The organism is Planotetraspora sp. A-T 1434, assembly GCF_025420585.1.
In the GTDB taxonomy this organism is placed as follows: Bacteria; Actinomycetota; Actinomycetes; order Streptosporangiales; family Streptosporangiaceae; genus JAOEGB01.
The window spans coordinates 281,629-297,997 of sequence record NZ_JAOEGB010000005.1 but is presented as its reverse complement, the minus strand read 5'-3'; the positions used below and the strand labels follow the sequence as shown (position 1 = coordinate 297,997).

The following is a 16,369-nucleotide window of genomic DNA, read 5'->3' as shown; positions in this document are numbered from 1 at the left end:
GCCCGTCGCGCGAGCTGCTCCAGACCGCCACCTCGGACGCCGCTCTAGCTCCCCTGTAGGTCTGTCCCGGAAAGTTCTACAGTCCCGCACCCGGCGATGTCGCCGTGGTCGAGGACGTCTGTGGCGGCCCGCTCGAGGGGCTCTTCGACACTGATCCCGCCCGTGCGGCGGCTGCCCTGGGCGACCTCGCCGGGATGCTCAAGGTGATGCACCGCCACCACGGCCCCCGGTATGGCCGGGTAGACCTGCTGGAGCAGAACGTCACAGCGGGCGGCGCCTCGTGTGAGGCCCTGGTGCTCAAACGTGCGTTGCGGGACCTGGAGGAGGCGGCGGACCGGGGCAGCAGGATCGCAGCAGCAGCCGGCGCGTTGGGCGACCGGCTGCAGGAACTGGCTGCACGGGTGACCCCGCGCGCGGAGTACGGGCTGATCCACTCAGAGCTGGGTCCTGACCACGTCCTGGTCGACGGTGACGGACACGCTGTATTGATCGACATCGAGGGGTTGATGTACTTCGACGTGGAGTGGGAGCACGTCTTCCTCCAGCTCCGCTTCGGCGAGCGATACGCGGCACTGTCCCAGCCCGGTCTCGATCCGCAACGCATCGATCTGTTCATGCTCGCGATGCGCCTGTCGCTGGTGGCCGGTCCGCTGCGCCTCCTCGACGGAGACTTCCCCGACCGGTCGTTCATGCAGTCGATCGCCGAGCACAACACCGAGGAGGCTCTGGCGCTCCTACCGTGAGACCGCTATGAGGTCTGCGAGGCACCACGGTGCAATCAAGACCTACTTTGGGGTTGGGGACATCTTCGGGAGCGGATGGCCCGAACGGCCTGCCGTTGCGCCACTACCGGCCTTCGGGCGAGAAGCGGCCGCTGATGGTGTTCGCGCACGGCGGCGCCTGGGTGATCGGTGATCTGAACACCCATGACCGGACCTGCCGGCGCATCGCCGACGCCTGTGACGTGGAAGTCCTGGCGGTGGACTATCGGCTGGCGCCTGAGCATCCGTACCCCGCGGCCATCGACGACGTGGCCGAGGTGGTGCGCTGGGCCCAGCCGGTCGCGATCGCCGGCGACAGCGCGGGCGGCTACCTGGCGACCATGGCTTGCCTGCGGCTGCGGGATGCCGGGGAGCCGCTGCCTGCCGTACAAATCCTTATTTGATCCAACACGGACCTGACGTTGTCGCAGCCCAGTGTCGAGGAGAAGGGCTCCGGACACGGGCTCGACGCCGACTTCCTCGCCTGGACCGTCGCGCAGTGGACCCCTGATCCCGCCGTGCGCCCTCAGGCGAGCTCTCTTCTGGCGTCCGATCTGTACGGCATGCCGGACGCACTCATCGTGACCGCCGAGCATGACGCACTGCGCGACGAAGGCGACGCCTACGCCCGGCGGCTGGCCCAGGCAGGTGCGCGCGTGGTGCACCGGCAGGAGGCCGGACTCGTGCACGGGTTCATCCAGAACATGGACCTGACCTCTCATGAGGCCGCCGCCCATGACCGGCTGTTCGCCGACGTCGCAGCGCTGGTTCACCGGTGATGGATCAAGCCTGCCCCTCCGGAAACCCTCTTGCGTAGCGACCGTTACGGACGGCTACACGACGGATGGCGGCGGCGACGCGTGGCGACGCCGCCATCGAGCGCCCTTGGCGGCCGGTTTCGTTCGGGTGTTCTCCGGCGGTCAGGCCCAGGCCGGCAGCTCAGGTCCTACCGGAAGGCGGCGGTGTTGCGCCGGGCCCAGTCGGCGAAGGTGCGGGGCGCGCGGCCGAGGACCCGCTCGACGTCGGGGCTGACACGCTGCTCGGCTGGAGTGGGCTCGCCGAGGATGGCGAGGGTGGTCTCGACCACGGGCTCCGGCATGAACCGCAGCATCTGCGCGCGGGCCTCGTCGCGGGTCAGCTCGGCGAACCGAATCGGCTCGCCCAGCGCGTCGCCGAGCGCCTCGGCTTGTTGCCGGGGTGTCGTAAGGGCGGGCCCGGTCAGCTCGTAGATCCGCCCGGCGTGACCGTCCTCGCGCAGGGTGGCGGCGGCGACTTCCGCGACGTCGGCCGGGTCGATGGTCGGCAGGCCGACGTCACCGAACGGCGCGGCGACGGTCCGTTGGGCACGGACCGACTCGGCCCAGGCGTAGGTGTTGGAGTTGAAGCCGCCAGGCCGCAGGATCGTCCAGTCCAAGCCCGACTGGCGGACGGCGTCCTCGATGGATCGTCCCACGTCCCCATGGGAGGCCGACTGCGGCCGGGTCGCGACTCCCTGGGAGGACAGCAACACGACCCGTCTGATTCCGCCGGCTTTGGCGACGTCGAGGATGTCCCGCGGGCTCAGCAGATGCGCACTGGCGCCGCCGTTCTGCAGGAACAGCGCGTCAGCGCCGTCGAAGACGGCCCGGAGGCTTCTCGGGTGCGGTCAGGTCGGCCTGCCGGTGCCGGACGCCTTCCGGCACGTCCCCGCCGGAGACCCGGCGGGACACCGCCGTCACGTTTTTACCGGCTGCCGCGAGGGCCCGCACGAGCGATCGGCCGACGTTGCCGGTCGCTCCCGTCACTACGATCATGAAAAGCTCCCAGGTGGTTCATCGTGGTGGTCCACGCCCCGAGTGGGGCGAGAACGTCGCGAAGCGGGGTGGCCTCACCGCGACCCCGGCGACGCTAACACCGCAGATATAGTAGGTACCTAGAGGAAAGTGGCTATGTCAGAGGGATCCACGTGGACGGCAGCGCACCTTGGACGACGACCGCGACGACCGATCCCGAGCTTGCCTGTCCGATCAGCCCGGTCGTGGACATCGTGTTCAGCCGGTGGACCACGCCGATCCTGTGGACCCTCCACGCGCACGGCCGGCAGCGGTTCGTTGAGCTGGAACGACGGATCACCACGATCACGCCGAAGGTGTTGACCCAGAGGCTTCGCCAACTGGAACGCGACGGCCTGATCGTGCGCACGTACCACCCGGAGATCCCCCCTCGGGTGGAGTACGAGATCAGCGAGTTGGGCCGCAGCCTCGCCCCTTTGTTCGCCCATCTCGCGGAATGGGCCACCACGAACCTCGGCAGAGTCGACCAGGCCCGGCACGACTACGACACCAAGCCGGCCCGATAGGGCGCGCTGCGCCACTTCCGGCGTCAGACCACTTCCGGCGTCAGACCACTTCCGGCACACTGGCCCGCGTGACGATCACCTCCCTCCCGCGTGTGGCGAAGCCTCTCGCCGCCAGGCGTCATCGATTCGCCGCTCACTTCATTGACGGAGTGATTTACGCTCTCGCCACCGCGCCATTGACATTGCCCCTTCACAGGGAGACTTCAGCCTCTGGAAGGTCTGTTCTGACCACTTTCCTGGACCCCTACACAGGACACCCCGGGTGGCCGGTCCAGGTCGCCGGGACCATCCTTTTCACCATCTACTTCTGGCTGCTGCACGCCCGGTGGGGCCAGACGCTCGGAAAGCGGCTCTGCCGGCTGAAAGTCGTGTCCAGCGCGACCGGGGAAGCGCCCGGCATTCGCGATTCCGGGCTGCGGGCGCTCGTCCACCCCTTACTGACGGGGATCCCCTATCTCGGGCCGGTTCTCTATCTCGTCGACGCGCTGTGGATCTTCGCGGACTCCGACAGGCGGTGCCTCCACGATGTGATCGCCAAGACCGTCGTGATCGACCTGCGGGATCCCCATAGGAGCCAGAGCCCTTCCGGCCGGTCAGGCCTTCTCATCGGCCTGGGCATCCTGCTCGCCCTGTTCGTGATCGTGGCAGTGGTCTCGACGCTGCTCGCCCGCTGACCCGGCCGGTCCGGTCGGGGCCCGTAATCATCCGCCTGTGCCGCCGGCCACGATGGCGCAGGCGGCCACGTGCACCGCCCCACCGCTGGAGAAGACCGCTGTGCCGGTGACGGGATGCCCTTGCCCGCGATCCCCGCTGAAACGGCCTCCGGCCTCGGTCACGATCAGCGACAGCGGGGCGTAGTCCCAGAGCTTGCCGCCAACCTGCACCGCCATGTCCAGCTCCCCCGAAGCCACCAGTAGCGCGCCGTGCGCGGACCAGCCGGTCACCACGGCGGCGTCCGCCAGCCGGTCCACCTCGGGCCGATATCGCGCGGGGATCATGTCGATCGGCGGGAGGACCGCCACCCGGCACGAGCGCAGCGCCGAGGGCGGCTTCCCCGCCCGCAGACGCCGTTCGCCGCTCACCCGCCCATCAACGAGGTCGGCGACGAAAGTGTCCTGGCCGCGCGCGGCGTACCAGAGCCTCCGCTGGGCCGGAACGACCGCGACCCCGATGACGACTTCACCGTCCTCCTCCAGGGCTATCAACGTCTGCCAGCGATCGTCGGCCTGGACGAAGACGAGCGTTCCGTCGATGCCGTCGAGGATCCAGCGTCGCCGCCCCTGGCCGAGCTCACCGGTCTCCTCCCCGATGAAGGCGTCAGCCGGTCGCTCGGCGCGCAACACACGGCGGACCTCCTCCTCCACGGTCAGGTCCGCCTCGGTGACCACCGAGCCATCGGCCTTCTGCTGCCGGGCAAGCTCCTGAACGCGTGCGAAATACCGCAGCCCCACCGCCGCGCCGGCAACGGCGGCTCGCTGGGCCAGCACAAGGTCATCACGCATGCCGACGATCATTGCGCACCCTTCACGACCACGACGGCATGAGGCAGCCCCATGCCCCCGGCCGTACGGCCTGGCGCGAAGTCCACTCGGGGACCACGCGCGGCCGGCAGCCGCGGCCAAGCCGTCCGACAGGCTTCAAGGTTTGTACTACAAACTGGTTGGCAGATGTGGCGCTGAGAGGTACGGTTTGCAGGACCAACAAGTTTGGGAGGGTGGGAAGATGGAACGCAAGAGCCTGGAGTCCGCGGCGGTGATCTACTCCTATATGCGAGGTCTTCTCTCCATTCCGGCGGGGATCTTGTTAGTCCTCGCCGGGCTGAGCAATCTGCAATGGGGCCCGCTACGTCACGTCTGGGTGTTCGTGGGCGCGATGGTCCTGGCGGGGGCGGCATATCTGCTCATCACGCGCTACTACAGCGCGAATTACGGGCGGGTCACTCCGTCAACGACGGCGCAGGTGAGGGCCGTCGTCGTCACCCTCGTCGACGCGGCGGTGGTCGTCGGCGGGGTGCGGTTGGACTGGACGTCAGATCTGCCGGTCAGCGGGACGGCGACCGCGTTCGCTCTGATCATGCTGTTCGCCTACGCCGTCAAAGTGCGGCTGAGAGCGCACCACGTGATCATCTGCGGTTCTCTGCTGGTGGCCGGCCTGGTGCCGATCTGGGGCCGCGTGGGAGCCGACGCCAAGATCAACGTGGGTCTGATCCTCGCGGGGATCGCCACCATCGCGACGGGGATCTTCGACCACGGCGCACTCAGGCGCACCTTCGGGCCCGCAGGCGACCTGGACCACGGGAACAGCGATGCCGGGGAATAACGACGACGAACCGATCCTCGATCGGCTGATCCATGAGCCGGGCCGTTTGGCGATCCTGACGGTGCTGTCCTCGGTGAAAGACGCCGACTTCGTCTTCCTGCAGCGCGCCACGAGGCTGACCAAGGGAAATCTCTCCAGCCACCTCACCAAGCTCGAAGAGGCGGGCCTGGTGACAATCGAGAAGAGATTCGTGAACAGGAAGCCCAACACGAATGTCACGCTGACGGCGATCGGCAAGGAGCGCATCGCCCATCACTGGGACCAGCTGGAACGCTTGAGGAACTTCTCGGAGAAATCCCTGCGGGAACTTCCGGAACTCCAGGAATAAGCCTGAGATAGGTCGTCGCGTTCAGGCGCGTAGCGCTGAAACGCACTCGAAGACCATTGTGATGTGGGCCGCCGAGCGGCAACTCGGCAGCCCACGAGATGGAAAGCCGCACACCACGCCCTCGGGCGTGTCCTTACGCGCGCATGCCTTCCAACGGAAAGGAGAACAGCTCGTGCTGTTCACTGGCAAATCGATCATCAATCGCCTGAGCGCGTCCATCGCGACGACGGGAGTGATAGTCCTCGCGGCCGGCGCGATCACCGGCTCCGGGCAGGGCGGAGCGGTGGCCGCCGGTACGGCGGAGCCGTACCACCCGGCGCCGCTGACCTGGGCCGCGTGCCCCACTCCGCCGGTCGCCCGGCCCGGCGAACCGCAGCCTCAACGTCTCGAGTGCGCGAAGCTGACGGTGCCGCTCGACTACGCCGAACCCCACGGCGAGACGATCCAGGTCGCGCTGATCCGGGTCAGGGCCACCGACCAGGCCCACCGCCTCGGGTCACTGGTGTTCAACTTCGGCGGCCCCGGCGCATCCGGGATCGACGCGTTCACCGGCGGCGTCGCGGCCCAGTTCGCCAAGCTCGGCACCCGCTATGACCTGGTCAGCTTCGACCCCCGCGGGGTCGGCCGGAGCAGCCCGGTGACCTGCGTGGACGACAAGTGGAAGGACGCCTGGGCAGCGGTGGACGCCAGCCCGGACGACGCCGGGGAGCGGGCCGCCTTCCGCGCCGCGAGCAGGGCTTTGATCGAGGGGTGCGAGAAACGGTCCGGCAAGGTCCTGCCGTACGTCGGCACGGTCAGCGCCGCGCGGGATATGGATGTGCTGCGGGCCGCGCTCGGAGAGCGGAAGCTCAACTACTTCGGTTTCTCGTACGGGACCTGGCTGGGCGCCGGCTACGCCCACCTCTTCCCCGCCAATGTCGGCCGCGTCGTCCTGGACGGCGCCGTCAACACGAAGCTTGACCCAGTGCGGTTCTTCCTCGAGCAGGCGGCGGGCTTCCAACGGGCGCTCGGCCATTACAGCCGGTGGGCCGCCCAGCAGCCGGGAGCCAGGACGACGAAGAACGCGGTAACCGCGAAGATCGCCGCATTGCTGGACGGTCTTGACGGCAGGCCGCTCGCCACCGACAGCGGGCGCGAGCTGACCCAGAGCCTCGGCGAAGCCGGCGTGCTCGCGGCGCTCTACTCCAATTACGCGTGGCCCCTGCTCACACAGGCCATCGAGCGCGCGGCCGCCGGCGACGGCACGATCCTGCTGTCCCTGGCGGACGCTCTCTTCCAGCGGAGCCCCGACGGGCACTACACCAACTACCTCGACGTCTCCGGCGCCATCTACTGCGCCAGCACCCCCCAGCGCTACACCGAGAGGGACATCGCCAAGGCGCTGCCCGCGTTCAAGAAAGCCTCCCCGGTCTTCGGGCCGACCCTGGCCTGGCGTGCCATGTCATGCACGGGGTGGCCGGTAGAGGGCGATGAAAACGCCCACAAGGTCGACGCCCCCGGCGCGCCGCCGATCGTCGTGATCGGCAACACGGGCGACCCCGCCACGCCCTACTCCTGGGCTCCCGCGCTGGCCCAGCAGCTCGGCTCCGGAGTGCTGCTCACGCTCAAGGGCGAGGGCCACGGCGCCTACCCCACCGGGGATGCCTGCATCCAGGGGGCCGTCGACGGCTACCTCCTGAACGGAAGAGTGCCCGCCAACGGCACCACCTGCCCCGGAACGCACTGAGTCGGGGCCTCTAACCGCCGCAACGAGCAGGAAATCAGCCGACGGTCCGCGGGCCGGCCTGGCGGGGCTCGACCCCGCCCTGTCCCCCGCCACGCCGCCGTCGCGGCGTATGAGCCGCGGGCGGCAGGCGTTCACCGACCCGATAGGGACGGTCTGCTCACCCTGTTGGCTGGCCGGACCGCGTCACTTGCCGTTCAAGAGGCCGATACGTGCTCCTCTCTCCTGACCAGCGATCACCGCAAGAGGAACCCCAGCCAGACACCCGGCACCAATCGCGCGAACGGATTGTGAACTGGACCTGCGGTGTCTCACATAGGTAGGCCGGCCGCACGGCGCCGTAGTCTGCCTTTCCCTCCGTCTCTCAGCTGATGGCGGGCGGGTCCAAAAGATCGCCAGGTGCAGCGTTTTGACACCTCTCACGGATAACCGCTATCTATTGGCCAACCGTTAGGGAGTGGAATGCAGGACGCAGTGCTGGCGATGCTCGCCAAGGAGCCGTCGCACGGGTACCACTTGCATGCTCGGCTGCGGCGTAGTCTCGGCCCGCTGGGCGAGTCGATGAACCGCGGTCAGATCTATGTGACGTTGGCCCGGTTGGAGCGAGCGGGGCTTGTTGTCTGTGAGCGGGCGGACGGCCTGCCCGAGCGGCCGGAGCGTAAGGTCTACGCGCTGACGCCGGCCGGGCAGCAGCGGGTGGCCGCCTGGCTGGCCGAGGTGGGCTGGCCGAAACCAGACCTGGCGGAGTTCCATCTCAAGCTCGCCGCTGCCGCCGCGGCCCGGCTGGCCGACCCGGTCGAGCTGGTGGCGGCGCAGCGCCGGGAGCTGCTGCGCCGCTTGCGCGAGGCGCAGCAGGCGGCGCTGGCCGAGCCGGCGGGGTCGGGCGCCGGCCTGCTGCTGGAAGGGGTCGTGCTGCGGTTGCAGGCGGACCTGCGCTGGCTGGATGCCTGTGAGCGGGCCTGGTCCAGGGTCGATGACGAAGTTGAGGGTGCATGAACGTGTCAAGTGCCGCGGTCCGGGCCTGCGGCCTGGTGAAGACGCATGGCCAGGGGCAGAGCCGGGTCCGCGCGGTCGACCAGGTCGACCTGGAGGTGCCTCAGGGACAGATGCTGGCGGTAATGGGGCCCAGCGGCTGCGGGAAATCCACTCTGCTGCACCTGCTCGGTGGCCTGGAGCGGCCTACCGATGGAGAGGTGTGGGTAGCCGGGCGGCGCATCGACACGCTGAGCGAGCGAGCTCTGGCGCGCATGCGGCGCCGATCGGTCGGGTTCATCTTCCAGGCCTTCCATCTGGTGGAGGAGTTGTCGGCGGCCGAGAACGTGGAGCTGCCCGCACTGCTGGCCGGACGCTCGCGCCGCCAGGCCAGACGGCGCGCGAGCCTGCTGCTGGAACGGGTCGGGCTCGCCGACCGCGCCTGGCACTTGCCGTCGCAACTGTCGGGCGGGCAGCGTCAGCGGGTCGCCGTCGCCCGCGCGCTGGTCAACGAACCGCTGGTCGTCCTGGCCGACGAGCCGACCGGCAACCTCGACACCACGGCGACCCTCGAGGCGCTGCGGATCTTCGAAGAGCTGCGTACGGCGGGACAGACGCTTGTGATCGTCACGCATGACGAGCGGGTCGCGGCCACCGCGGATCGGCTGGTCTCGATGCGCGACGGGATGTTCGTCGACGACGCCCGGCTGGCCGGCTCCCCCACGCGCGGGCTCGGCGGGCTGATCGGGCTGGAGGGCTGAACGTCATGGGCTTCATCGTGCTCATCGCGCGTCTGGTGCTGGCTGGCGTGCGCCGGCACAAGGTCCAGGCCGCGGTGCTCCTGCTCGCGGTCACCGTGGCCACCGCCACCCTGGCGTTGGGCCTGCCCCTGCGCGGCGTGAGCGACGCGCTGTACGAGCAGACCCGCGCGGCCACCGCCGGGCCGGACGTGGTGGCACTCTCCGGCGACACGGGCCCCGCCGTGACCTCGGCCCTGGCCTCGCTGGCGAACGAGCCCGAAGTCATCGCCCACCATGGCCCTTATCGCATCGTCTACGCCGACCTCACCACGCGCGATTCCACCTCGTCCCCGGTGGTGGTGCAAGGTTTCGGCGAGACGCCCGGCGCGGTCAACCGGCCGCTGCTGACCTCGGGTCAGTGGGTTCGTTCCGGCGGCACGGTCCTCGAACGCGGCTTCGCCACAGCGCTGGGCGTCAGCGTCGGCGACCGCGTCACCATCGCCGGCCGGCCGTACCCCGTCGTCGGGATCGCCGTGACCGCGGCCACCTCCATCTACCCCTGGGCGGCGCAGATCGGGCCGGGCGGCGGGCCAAGCGACTACAGCGGCCTGGCCTGGATGACCCGATCAGATGCCCGGGCCCTGGCGTCGTCCCAAGATCTCCCGGTGGCCTTGGCCCTGGACGTTAAGCTGCGTGACCCCGCCACGGCGCAGGCATTCCTGGACGCCCACCGCGTCTCCACCCTCATGGTCAACTTCCATACCTGGCAGTTCACGGCCGAGCAGGACATGGTCATCCTCAGGGACACCCAGCCGATCCTGGTCGTCGGTAGCTGGCTGCTCAGCTTCCTGGCCATCACCGGAGTGGCGGCGCTGGCCGCGGGGCGCACCGTTGAGCAGACGCGCCGGGCCGGGCTGCTCAAGGCCGTCGGCGCCGCCCCGGGTCTGATCGCCACGGTCCTGCTCACCGAGTACCTGGCGCTGGCGCTGGCCGGCGACGCGCTGGGGCTGGTGATCGCCCGCCTGATCGCGCCCGCCATCGCCAGCCCCACCGCCAGCCGGATCGGCGACGCGGCCGGGCCCGGCGGCGCCACCGTTGCCACGGCGACCGTCCTCGCCGTGGCGGTGGCGGTGCTGTCCACGCTGCGTCCCACGCTGCGGGCCATGCGTACGGCCACCGTCACGGCGCTGTCCGCCACCGCGCACCAGCCCCGTCACCGGCCCTGGCTCACCGCGCTGTCCGCGCTGCTGCCCACGCCGCTGCTGCTCGGGCTGCGGCTGACCGCCCGCCGACCGGGCCGCGCCGTGCTGCAGGCGTGCTCCACCGCCACCACAGTGATCGCGATCGTCGCCCTGCTGACCCTCTACGCCCAGCCGGAGAGGGGCTACGGCCTGGACGGCTCCTCCGCCCTGCCCAACCTGCGGGGCGAGCACGACCGCCGGCTGATGCTCACAGTCACCATCCTGCTGATCGCACTCGCCGTCGTGAACACCATCACGCTCACCTGGACCACTGCCATGGAGGCCCGGGCGAACATGGCCATCGCACGTACGCTCGGCGCCACCCCCGGACAGATCGCCGCAGGGCTGTCCACAGCCCAGCTCCTGCCCAGCCTGCCCGGCGCCATCATCGGCGTCCCTATGGGCATCGGCCTGCTCTCGCTCTTCGCCGCCAGGAATTCGGCGGAACCTCCCTCCTCCTGGCTGCTCGGCGCCGCACTCGCGACTCTCCTGGCGACGGCGGCGCTCACCGCCCTGCCCGCACGCCTGGCGGCCCGCCGACCGGTGGCGCAGACCCTCAGCGCCGAAACAGCGTGACCTGCCCCGCGGCGCTCAGCGGACCGAGGCCCGCACAACCCCGCAGAGACGGAATCACGAAGCACAACGCCGGCCGTGAAGTCGCGGGCGGTGACCCGGCTGCGCTCAGGCGGAGCGTGGCCGCGGCATTCGACCTGCTCGGTATCGCCTCGGCCACCCCTGACGCTCGACCGGACTCCGACCGGCACGCCCCCGAAGCGCCGCCCGGGTTACCCGAACAGTGACAGCTGGCCCTCGCCGGCCAGGGTGTTGCGGTGTTTCTTGAGATGCCGCCATTGAGGCAGATCGTCCATGTACGACCAGGACAACCGGTGATGCGGCGTCGGGCCGAGGGACGACAGAGCCTTCTGGTGGACCGGGGAGGGATAGCCCGCGTTGTCCGCGAAGCCGTAGTCCTCGAAGCCGAGCGAGGCCATGAGGGCGTCGCGACGGACCTTGGCGATCACTGAGGCGGCGGCCACCGAGACGCACGACAAATCGGCCTTCGTCTGGCAGCGGACCGCCCAGGGGGCGCCCAGGTAGTCGTGCTTGCCGTCCAGGATGACGGCGTCGGGTTTCTCGGGAAGCTCCGCGAGCGCCCGTCGCGCCGCCCGGCGCAGCGCCTCGGTCATGCCGAGGGTGTCGATCTCCTCCACCGATGCCTCGCCGTACCCGATGCCGGTGGCCCAGGACATGATCTCCCCCGCGAGGGCCGTACGCCGCGAGGGGGCGAGCAACTTGGAGTCGGTGAGGCCCTCTGGGGGCGCGGAGAGGTCGGTCACCACGGCGCAGACCGCTACGGGACCGGCCCAGGCTCCCCTTCCCACCTCGTCGACCCCGGCGACCAGGCGGGCGCCACCGGTGGACGTAAGCAGGAGTTCCAGGTCGTAGGAGGGGTCAACCGTCGTCACGGTCCCCGAAGCTACCGGATCACCCGTACCGGGTCACACGTTCCGGGTCACACGTTCCGGGTCACACGGCCGCGCAGGGTCACACGGTGATGTACGGCGGCGCGCCGCAAGCACGCCGCCGCACACGTCGTCAGCACTCCCGGATGATTATGCGGTGGTGGCGTCCAAGCTTGCCGCCTCGGCAGCGTCCGCGGACACCGGAGCTTCGGCCGCCACCGGGACCTTCGAGCTCTCCGCTGCCGGGGTATCGGCGGTCTCGGCCAGGCCCGGTCGCTCGTCCCGGAGCACGCCGCTGACGGCGTCGCCGTCGACCGTCTCTTTTTCGATGAGGAGCGCGGCGAGCCGGTCGAGAGCGCCGCGGTGGGTGCGCAACAGGTCGACCGCGCGCTTCTCGGCCTCGCCCAGCAGACGCGCCACCTCCTCGTCGATGACCTGCTGGGTCCGTTCCGAGTACGGCCTGCGCCGGAAGTCCTCCGCCTCCTCGCCCAGGAACGAAAGGCTGGTGGAGGAGTAACCCACCGGGCCCAGAGCGGGTGACAGGCCGAAGTCGCGGACCATCCGGGTGGCGAGTTGGGTGGCCGAGGCGAGGTCGTTGGCCGCGCCGGTCGAGCCTTCGCCGAAGACGACGAGCTCCGCCGCCCGGCCGCCGAGCCGTACGGCGAGCAGGTCGGTCAGGTAGCTCTCGCTGTAGAGGTGCCGCTCGGCCTCGGGCAGCTGCTCGGTGACGCCCAGGGTCATCCCGGCGGGCAGGATGGTGACCTTCGCGACCGGGTCGGCGTGCTCGCACAGCGTCGCGAGCAGGGCGTGCCCCGACTCGTGCACGGCCACAGACTGCCGCTCCTGCGGGAGCAGCGCGTTGGACGTCTCGCGCCTGCCGAGCAGCACCCGGTCGCGGGCCGTGTCGAAGTCGTGCGCGCTGATGGTCGTACGGCCGGCCCGGACCGCGTTGATGGCGGCCTCGTTGACGAGGTTGGCCAGGTCGGCGCCGGAGAAGCCAGGTGTCGCGCGGGCGAGGACGTCGAGGTCGACCTCGGGCTCCAGATGCTTGCCCTCGGCGTGCACGGCGAGGATCGCCGCCCGTTCGGACTGGTTGGGCAGCGGCACGGTGACCTGCCGGTCGAATCGGCCCGGGCGCAGCAGCGCCGGGTCGAGGGTCTCCGGCCGGTTGGTCGCGGCCAGCACGACGATCCCGGTGCTCTGGTCGAAGCCGTCCATCTCCGACAGCAGCTGGTTGAGCGTCTGCTCCCGCTCGTCGTTGCCGCCGGCGACCACTCCCCCACTGCGCCGGCCGCCGATGGCGTCGATCTCGTCGATGAAGATGATCGAGGGCGCCCGCTTGCGCGCGTCGGCGAACAGGTCACGCACCCGTGAGGCGCCCACGCCGACGAACATCTCCACGAAGGCCGAACCGGTGACGGACAGGAACGGCACCGCGGCCTCGCCGGCGACCGCACGGGCGAGAAGGGTCTTGCCGGTGCCGGGCGGGCCCACCATGATCACGCCTCGGGGCGGCTTGGCGCCCACCGCGGCGTAGCGGCCGGGGTCGCGCAGGAAGTCGACCACCTCGCTGATCTCCTGCTTGACCCCGTCGTAGCCGGCGACGTCACCGGTCAGGGCCTGGAAACCCCGGCCGTCCACCGCGACCTGGCCGCGCTCACGCCGCGCGAGCTCGAGGTTCTGACGCTGATGGGCCGGGGACTGTCCAACGGCGAACTGGCGCGGGCGCTGACACTCAGCGAGGCGACGGTGAAGACCCATGTCGCCCGGATCTTCGCCAAGCTGACCCTCCGCGATCGGGCTCAGGCCGTCGTGCTCGCCTACGAGACGGGCCTCGTCTCACCCGGTGAGTCCGCTGAGGCCGCCACCGCCGGCGGATAACCCACCCTCTTTGAAGTGCCAGCTCCAGGGACCACCGGAACGGGCATTACTTCCGGTGTGTGGTCTTCCTCCGCGGCCGGGAAGGGACGAGCGGTGAGGGGCTGACCAGAGCGGACCAGTGCGCCGGACGAGTGAGCGACGGCGGAAGCTTCGTGGCGCGGTTACCTTTCGCCGCGTTGACCTGGAGCTGGGTGAGAAAGATGGCACCGGTGAGGTCCGCGCCCGAGAGGTCGGCTCCCCTGAGGTCGGCGCCGATGAGGTCCGCCACCCTCAGATCGGCCCCTCTGAGGTCGGCGCCGATGAGGTAGGCCCCTCTGAGGTCCGAGCCTCTCAGATCCGCGCCCTTGAGCTTGGCGCCGATGAGGTCGGCTCCTCTGTGGTCGAAGGGCTCGCGCCGTACCCCCTGTCGTACGAGTTCACTCGCGCGTAGGAGCAGGACATTGACCTGTCCCCGGTGCGCCGCGACGTCGAGTTTCATGAGGAGGTCGGGGCCGAGACGTGTCTGGCGTTCGGTCTCCTGGAGCGCGAGGCGGATGTCACCGTGGATCGCCCGCGCGGGCTCCAGCGTCAGCGCCTCGTCGAGGTACCAGAGCAGCTCATGGAGCTGCCGCATGACCGGGAACACCTCGAACATCGGCTTCGCGGTTTCCGGGTTCCGCCGCCAGTCCCGTCCGCCGAAGGTGACCTGGGAGACCTTCTGCCCCGCGCCGAAGCAGTCGTAGACGGTGCAGCCGGTGAAACCTCTCTGCCTCAGGTGCTGGTGAATGCCGCAGCGGAAGTCCGTTCGCAGATTGGCGCACGGCTCCCCGGCGGCCTTGTCGACCGCGAAGTCCGCCGAGGCCGCGAAGGGCAGCGCGACGCAGCACAGCCCGAAACAGCTCCCGCAGTCGGCTCGCAGGCCGAGCCGGTCCCCGCCCTCGGGGCCGCGCTCCGCATGGTCGTGCTTCTCGGACAACGTGCCCTGTCTCCTCATGCGCCGCTCCTCCACCCGAACGTCGTCACATTACGCCCTCACGGACAGTGCGCCCGGACACGGCGAGTGGCGTGGGCAGCCTCGGCGGAGCATGACGCCTACCCCCGCCTCAGGCCCGCCCGCCATCGGCCGATGAACACGGTTCAGCGTGCGGGGCCGCGCCCGGACGGCCGCGCACTGCCGCGTGCGGCACAGCCGCGACCGTGACTTCGCCGACAAATCTCCCATGACTTTTTCGTTGATCGAGCCACCTGCCCGATCGGACAAGCCCTGGAAGCGTTGTGCCGGAGCACGCCGGGGCCCCATCGCCCAGGGGCGTCTCAAAGAACGAAGGGGTTGTCGATGGGAGACGGAATGGCGGGGGGCGCCTCGGTCACCGGGCTCGGAGCCACCACGCCACTGGGCGGGGACGTGGCCTCCACATGGGCCGGCCTGCTGGAAGGGCGCTCCGGCGTCACCCTGATCGAGGAGGACTGGGCCGAAGGCCTGCCCGTGCGGATCGCCGGGCGGATGCGGGTGGATCCCGGCGAGGTGCTGGGCCGGGTGCGGGCCCGGCGGCTGGACCGCTGCCAGCAGGCCGCGCTCGTCGCCGCGGGGGAGGCCTGGGCGGACGCCGGCTCCCCGGGCGTCGAGCCTGAGCGGCTTGCCGTGGTCATCGGCACGGGAGTCGGCGGGGTGCTGACCACACTCGCCCAGGACGACGTCCTCGAGTCTTCTGGCGCGCGGAAGGTCTCGCCGTACACGGTCCCCATGCTGATGCCGAACGGGCCCACGGCCGTGGTGAGCATCGAGTTCGGCGCCAAGGGTGGGGCTCACACGCCGGTGAGCGCCTGCGCCTCCGGAGCCGAGGCCATCGCGATGGGCCTCGATCTCATCCGTCTCGGCCGCGCCGACGTAGTGATCGCGGGTGGCGCCGAGGCGTGCGTGCACCCGCTCACCCTCGCCGGGTTCGCCCAGGCCAGGGCCCTGTCCACGCGCAACGACGCCCCGCAGGAGGCCTCCCGGCCCTTCGACACCGGGCGCGACGGTTTCGTCCTCGGCGAGGGGGCGGCGCTCGTGGTCCTGGAACGCGAGGATTTCGCCACGGCTCGTGGAGCCCGCCCGCACGCCACGCTGGCCGGCGCGGGCACCACATCCGACGCCCACCACATCACCGCCGGCGACGCGGGCGGGCAGGTGCGCGCGATGCGGCTGGCCCTGGCCTCGGCGGGGCTGGACGCGCTCGACATCGGGCATGTGAACGCCCATGCCACCTCGACCCCGACCGGCGACCTGACGGAGACCCGTTCGATCACCGAGGCGCTGGGGACGCATGCCGCGGTCACCGCCATCAAGTCGATGACCGGGCACCTGTGCGGGGCCGCCGGCGCGATGGGCGCCATCGCCACGATCCTCGCCATCCGCGACGGCGTGATCCCCGCCACCCGCAACCTGGACGACCTGGATACTCAGGTGAAGCTCGACATCGTCACCGGGCGGACGCGCCATGGCCGGTGGGCGGCGGCGGTGGCCAACTCCTTCGGCTTTGGCGGCCACAACGCGTCCCTGGTGTTCACCGCGGCCGCCGCGTGAGCCGTGGGCGGTCGACTTGGCGATGCCCGCTCGTCTGCCCAGCTCGGTGAGGGGCAGG

At 70.2% G+C, this 16,369-nt stretch carries 17 protein-coding genes and 1 pseudogene; 12 read left to right on the top strand and 6 right to left on the bottom strand.

Going from position 1 to position 16,369, the window contains the following annotated elements; translation table 11 throughout:
• The first annotated feature begins 104 nt into the window (after nucleotides 1–104).
• Both N5079_RS09425 and N5079_RS09420 read left to right on the top strand, forming a co-directional pair.
• On the top strand, nucleotides 105–743 hold the full coding sequence (locus N5079_RS09425; protein ID WP_261583208.1) for a phosphotransferase: 639 nt from the start codon (nucleotides 105–107) through the stop codon (nucleotides 741–743).
• A 29-nt stretch (nucleotides 744–772) separates the two neighbouring features.
• Nucleotides 773–1,540, top strand: a pseudogene (locus tag N5079_RS09420) (alpha/beta hydrolase).
• Between the two features lie 167 nt (nucleotides 1,541–1,707).
• On the opposite strand, the gene N5079_RS09415 reads toward N5079_RS09420, so the two are convergent.
• Together N5079_RS09415 and N5079_RS09410 are read right to left on the bottom strand one after the other, a co-directional pair.
• Nucleotides 1,708–2,355: an NAD(P)H-binding protein gene (locus N5079_RS09415; protein WP_261583218.1), complete on the bottom strand. Its 648-nt coding sequence runs from the start codon at nucleotides 2,353–2,355 to the stop codon at nucleotides 1,708–1,710.
• Between the two features lie 10 nt (nucleotides 2,356–2,365).
• Nucleotides 2,366–2,554 carry an NAD-dependent epimerase/dehydratase family protein gene (locus N5079_RS09410; RefSeq protein ID WP_261583207.1) on the bottom strand — a complete coding sequence of 63 codons (189 nt, stop codon included), beginning with the start codon at nucleotides 2,552–2,554 and terminating at the stop codon, nucleotides 2,366–2,368.
• 152 nt (nucleotides 2,555–2,706) lie between these two features.
• Here N5079_RS09410 and N5079_RS09405 point away from each other — a divergent pair, with 152 nt between their 5' ends.
• Together N5079_RS09405 and N5079_RS09400 are read left to right on the top strand one after the other, a co-directional pair.
• Nucleotides 2,707–3,099, top strand: coding sequence for a winged helix-turn-helix transcriptional regulator (locus N5079_RS09405; RefSeq protein WP_261583206.1), 393 nt, complete (start codon nucleotides 2,707–2,709; stop codon nucleotides 3,097–3,099).
• Nucleotides 3,030–3,773, top strand: a complete 744-nt coding sequence (locus N5079_RS09400; RefSeq protein ID WP_261583205.1) for an RDD family protein — start codon at nucleotides 3,030–3,032, stop codon at nucleotides 3,771–3,773. The genes N5079_RS09405 and N5079_RS09400 overlap by 70 nt, the downstream gene beginning before the upstream one ends.
• Before the next feature lie 27 nt (nucleotides 3,774–3,800).
• Here N5079_RS09400 and N5079_RS09395 read toward each other — a convergent pair whose 3' ends face one another.
• Entirely contained in the window at nucleotides 3,801–4,601 is an 801-nt protein-coding gene (locus tag N5079_RS09395) for an inositol monophosphatase family protein (RefSeq protein WP_261583204.1), read from the bottom strand.
• A gap of 220 nt (nucleotides 4,602–4,821) precedes the next feature.
• Between N5079_RS09395 and N5079_RS09390 the strand changes: the two genes are divergently transcribed.
• The 6 genes from N5079_RS09390 (at nucleotide 4,822) to N5079_RS09365 (ending at nucleotide 10,998) form a co-directional block, all read left to right on the top strand.
• Nucleotides 4,822–5,418: a hypothetical protein gene (locus N5079_RS09390; RefSeq protein WP_261583203.1), complete on the top strand. Its 597-nt coding sequence runs from the start codon at nucleotides 4,822–4,824 to the stop codon at nucleotides 5,416–5,418.
• Nucleotides 5,405–5,746 carry a winged helix-turn-helix domain-containing protein gene (locus N5079_RS09385; RefSeq protein ID WP_261583202.1) on the top strand — a complete coding sequence of 114 codons (342 nt, stop codon included), beginning with the start codon at nucleotides 5,405–5,407 and terminating at the stop codon, nucleotides 5,744–5,746. The genes N5079_RS09390 and N5079_RS09385 overlap by 14 nt, the downstream gene beginning before the upstream one ends.
• A gap of 172 nt (nucleotides 5,747–5,918) precedes the next feature.
• Nucleotides 5,919–7,472, top strand: coding sequence for an alpha/beta hydrolase (locus N5079_RS09380; protein WP_261583201.1), 1,554 nt, complete (start codon nucleotides 5,919–5,921; stop codon nucleotides 7,470–7,472).
• Nucleotides 7,473–7,931: 459 nt separating this feature from the next.
• Nucleotides 7,932–8,465, top strand: a complete 534-nt coding sequence (locus N5079_RS09375) for a PadR family transcriptional regulator (RefSeq protein ID WP_261583200.1) — start codon at nucleotides 7,932–7,934, stop codon at nucleotides 8,463–8,465.
• Entirely contained in the window at nucleotides 8,462–9,202 is a 741-nt protein-coding gene (locus tag N5079_RS09370) for an ABC transporter ATP-binding protein (RefSeq protein ID WP_261583199.1), read from the top strand. The genes N5079_RS09375 and N5079_RS09370 overlap by 4 nt, the downstream gene beginning before the upstream one ends.
• A 5-nt stretch (nucleotides 9,203–9,207) precedes the next feature.
• Nucleotides 9,208–10,998 (top strand): ABC transporter permease, encoded by a 1,791-nt coding sequence (locus tag N5079_RS09365; RefSeq protein WP_261583198.1) that lies wholly within the window; start codon nucleotides 9,208–9,210, stop codon nucleotides 10,996–10,998.
• A gap of 209 nt (nucleotides 10,999–11,207) precedes the next feature.
• On the opposite strand, the gene N5079_RS09360 is transcribed toward N5079_RS09365, so the two are convergent.
• A complete protein-coding gene (locus N5079_RS09360; protein ID WP_261583197.1) occupies nucleotides 11,208–11,888 on the bottom strand; it encodes a ribonuclease HII in 681 nt (226 codons plus the stop codon).
• Between the two features lie 147 nt (nucleotides 11,889–12,035).
• Nucleotides 12,036–13,526 carry an ATP-dependent zinc metalloprotease FtsH gene (gene ftsH / locus N5079_RS09355; RefSeq protein ID WP_261583196.1) on the bottom strand — a complete coding sequence of 497 codons (1,491 nt, stop codon included), beginning with the start codon at nucleotides 13,524–13,526 and terminating at the stop codon, nucleotides 12,036–12,038.
• Here ftsH and N5079_RS09350 point away from each other — a divergent pair.
• On the top strand, nucleotides 13,464–13,766 hold the full coding sequence (locus N5079_RS09350) for a response regulator transcription factor (RefSeq protein ID WP_410007760.1): 303 nt from the start codon (nucleotides 13,464–13,466) through the stop codon (nucleotides 13,764–13,766). The genes ftsH and N5079_RS09350 overlap by 63 nt on opposite strands.
• A gap of 46 nt (nucleotides 13,767–13,812) precedes the next feature.
• Here N5079_RS09350 and N5079_RS09345 read toward each other — a convergent pair whose 3' ends face one another.
• The gene (locus N5079_RS09345; protein ID WP_261583195.1) at nucleotides 13,813–14,739 is read right to left on the bottom strand and encodes a pentapeptide repeat-containing protein; all 927 of its coding nucleotides are present in this window, start codon (nucleotides 14,737–14,739) and stop codon (nucleotides 13,813–13,815) included.
• Between the two features lie 342 nt (nucleotides 14,740–15,081).
• Between N5079_RS09345 and N5079_RS09340 the strand changes: the two genes are divergently transcribed.
• Complete coding sequence (locus N5079_RS09340) at nucleotides 15,082–16,311, top strand: beta-ketoacyl-[acyl-carrier-protein] synthase family protein (protein ID WP_261583194.1); 1,230 nt, start codon at nucleotides 15,082–15,084, stop codon at nucleotides 16,309–16,311.
• The last annotated feature ends 58 nt before the right edge of the window (nucleotides 16,312–16,369 follow it).

Coding starts and splice junctions, on each gene's coding strand:
- N5079_RS09395 (WP_261583204.1), bottom strand. CDS start 4,601: ATGCGTGATGACCTTGTGCTGGCCCAGCGAGCCGCCGTTGCCGGCGCG.
- N5079_RS09340 (WP_261583194.1), top strand. CDS start 15,082: ATGGGAGACGGAATGGCGGGGGGCGCCTCGGTCACCGGGCTCGGAGCC.
- N5079_RS09375 (WP_261583200.1), top strand. CDS start 7,932: ATGCAGGACGCAGTGCTGGCGATGCTCGCCAAGGAGCCGTCGCACGGG.
- N5079_RS09410 (WP_261583207.1), bottom strand. CDS start 2,554: ATGATCGTAGTGACGGGAGCGACCGGCAACGTCGGCCGATCGCTCGTG.
- N5079_RS09390 (WP_261583203.1), top strand. CDS start 4,822: ATGGAACGCAAGAGCCTGGAGTCCGCGGCGGTGATCTACTCCTATATG.
- N5079_RS09400 (WP_261583205.1), top strand. CDS start 3,030: ATGGGCCACCACGAACCTCGGCAGAGTCGACCAGGCCCGGCACGACTA.
- N5079_RS09385 (WP_261583202.1), top strand. CDS start 5,405: ATGCCGGGGAATAACGACGACGAACCGATCCTCGATCGGCTGATCCAT.
- N5079_RS09345 (WP_261583195.1), bottom strand. CDS start 14,739: ATGAGGAGACAGGGCACGTTGTCCGAGAAGCACGACCATGCGGAGCGC.
- N5079_RS09365 (WP_261583198.1), top strand. CDS start 9,208: ATGGGCTTCATCGTGCTCATCGCGCGTCTGGTGCTGGCTGGCGTGCGC.
- N5079_RS09370 (WP_261583199.1), top strand. CDS start 8,462: ATGAACGTGTCAAGTGCCGCGGTCCGGGCCTGCGGCCTGGTGAAGACG.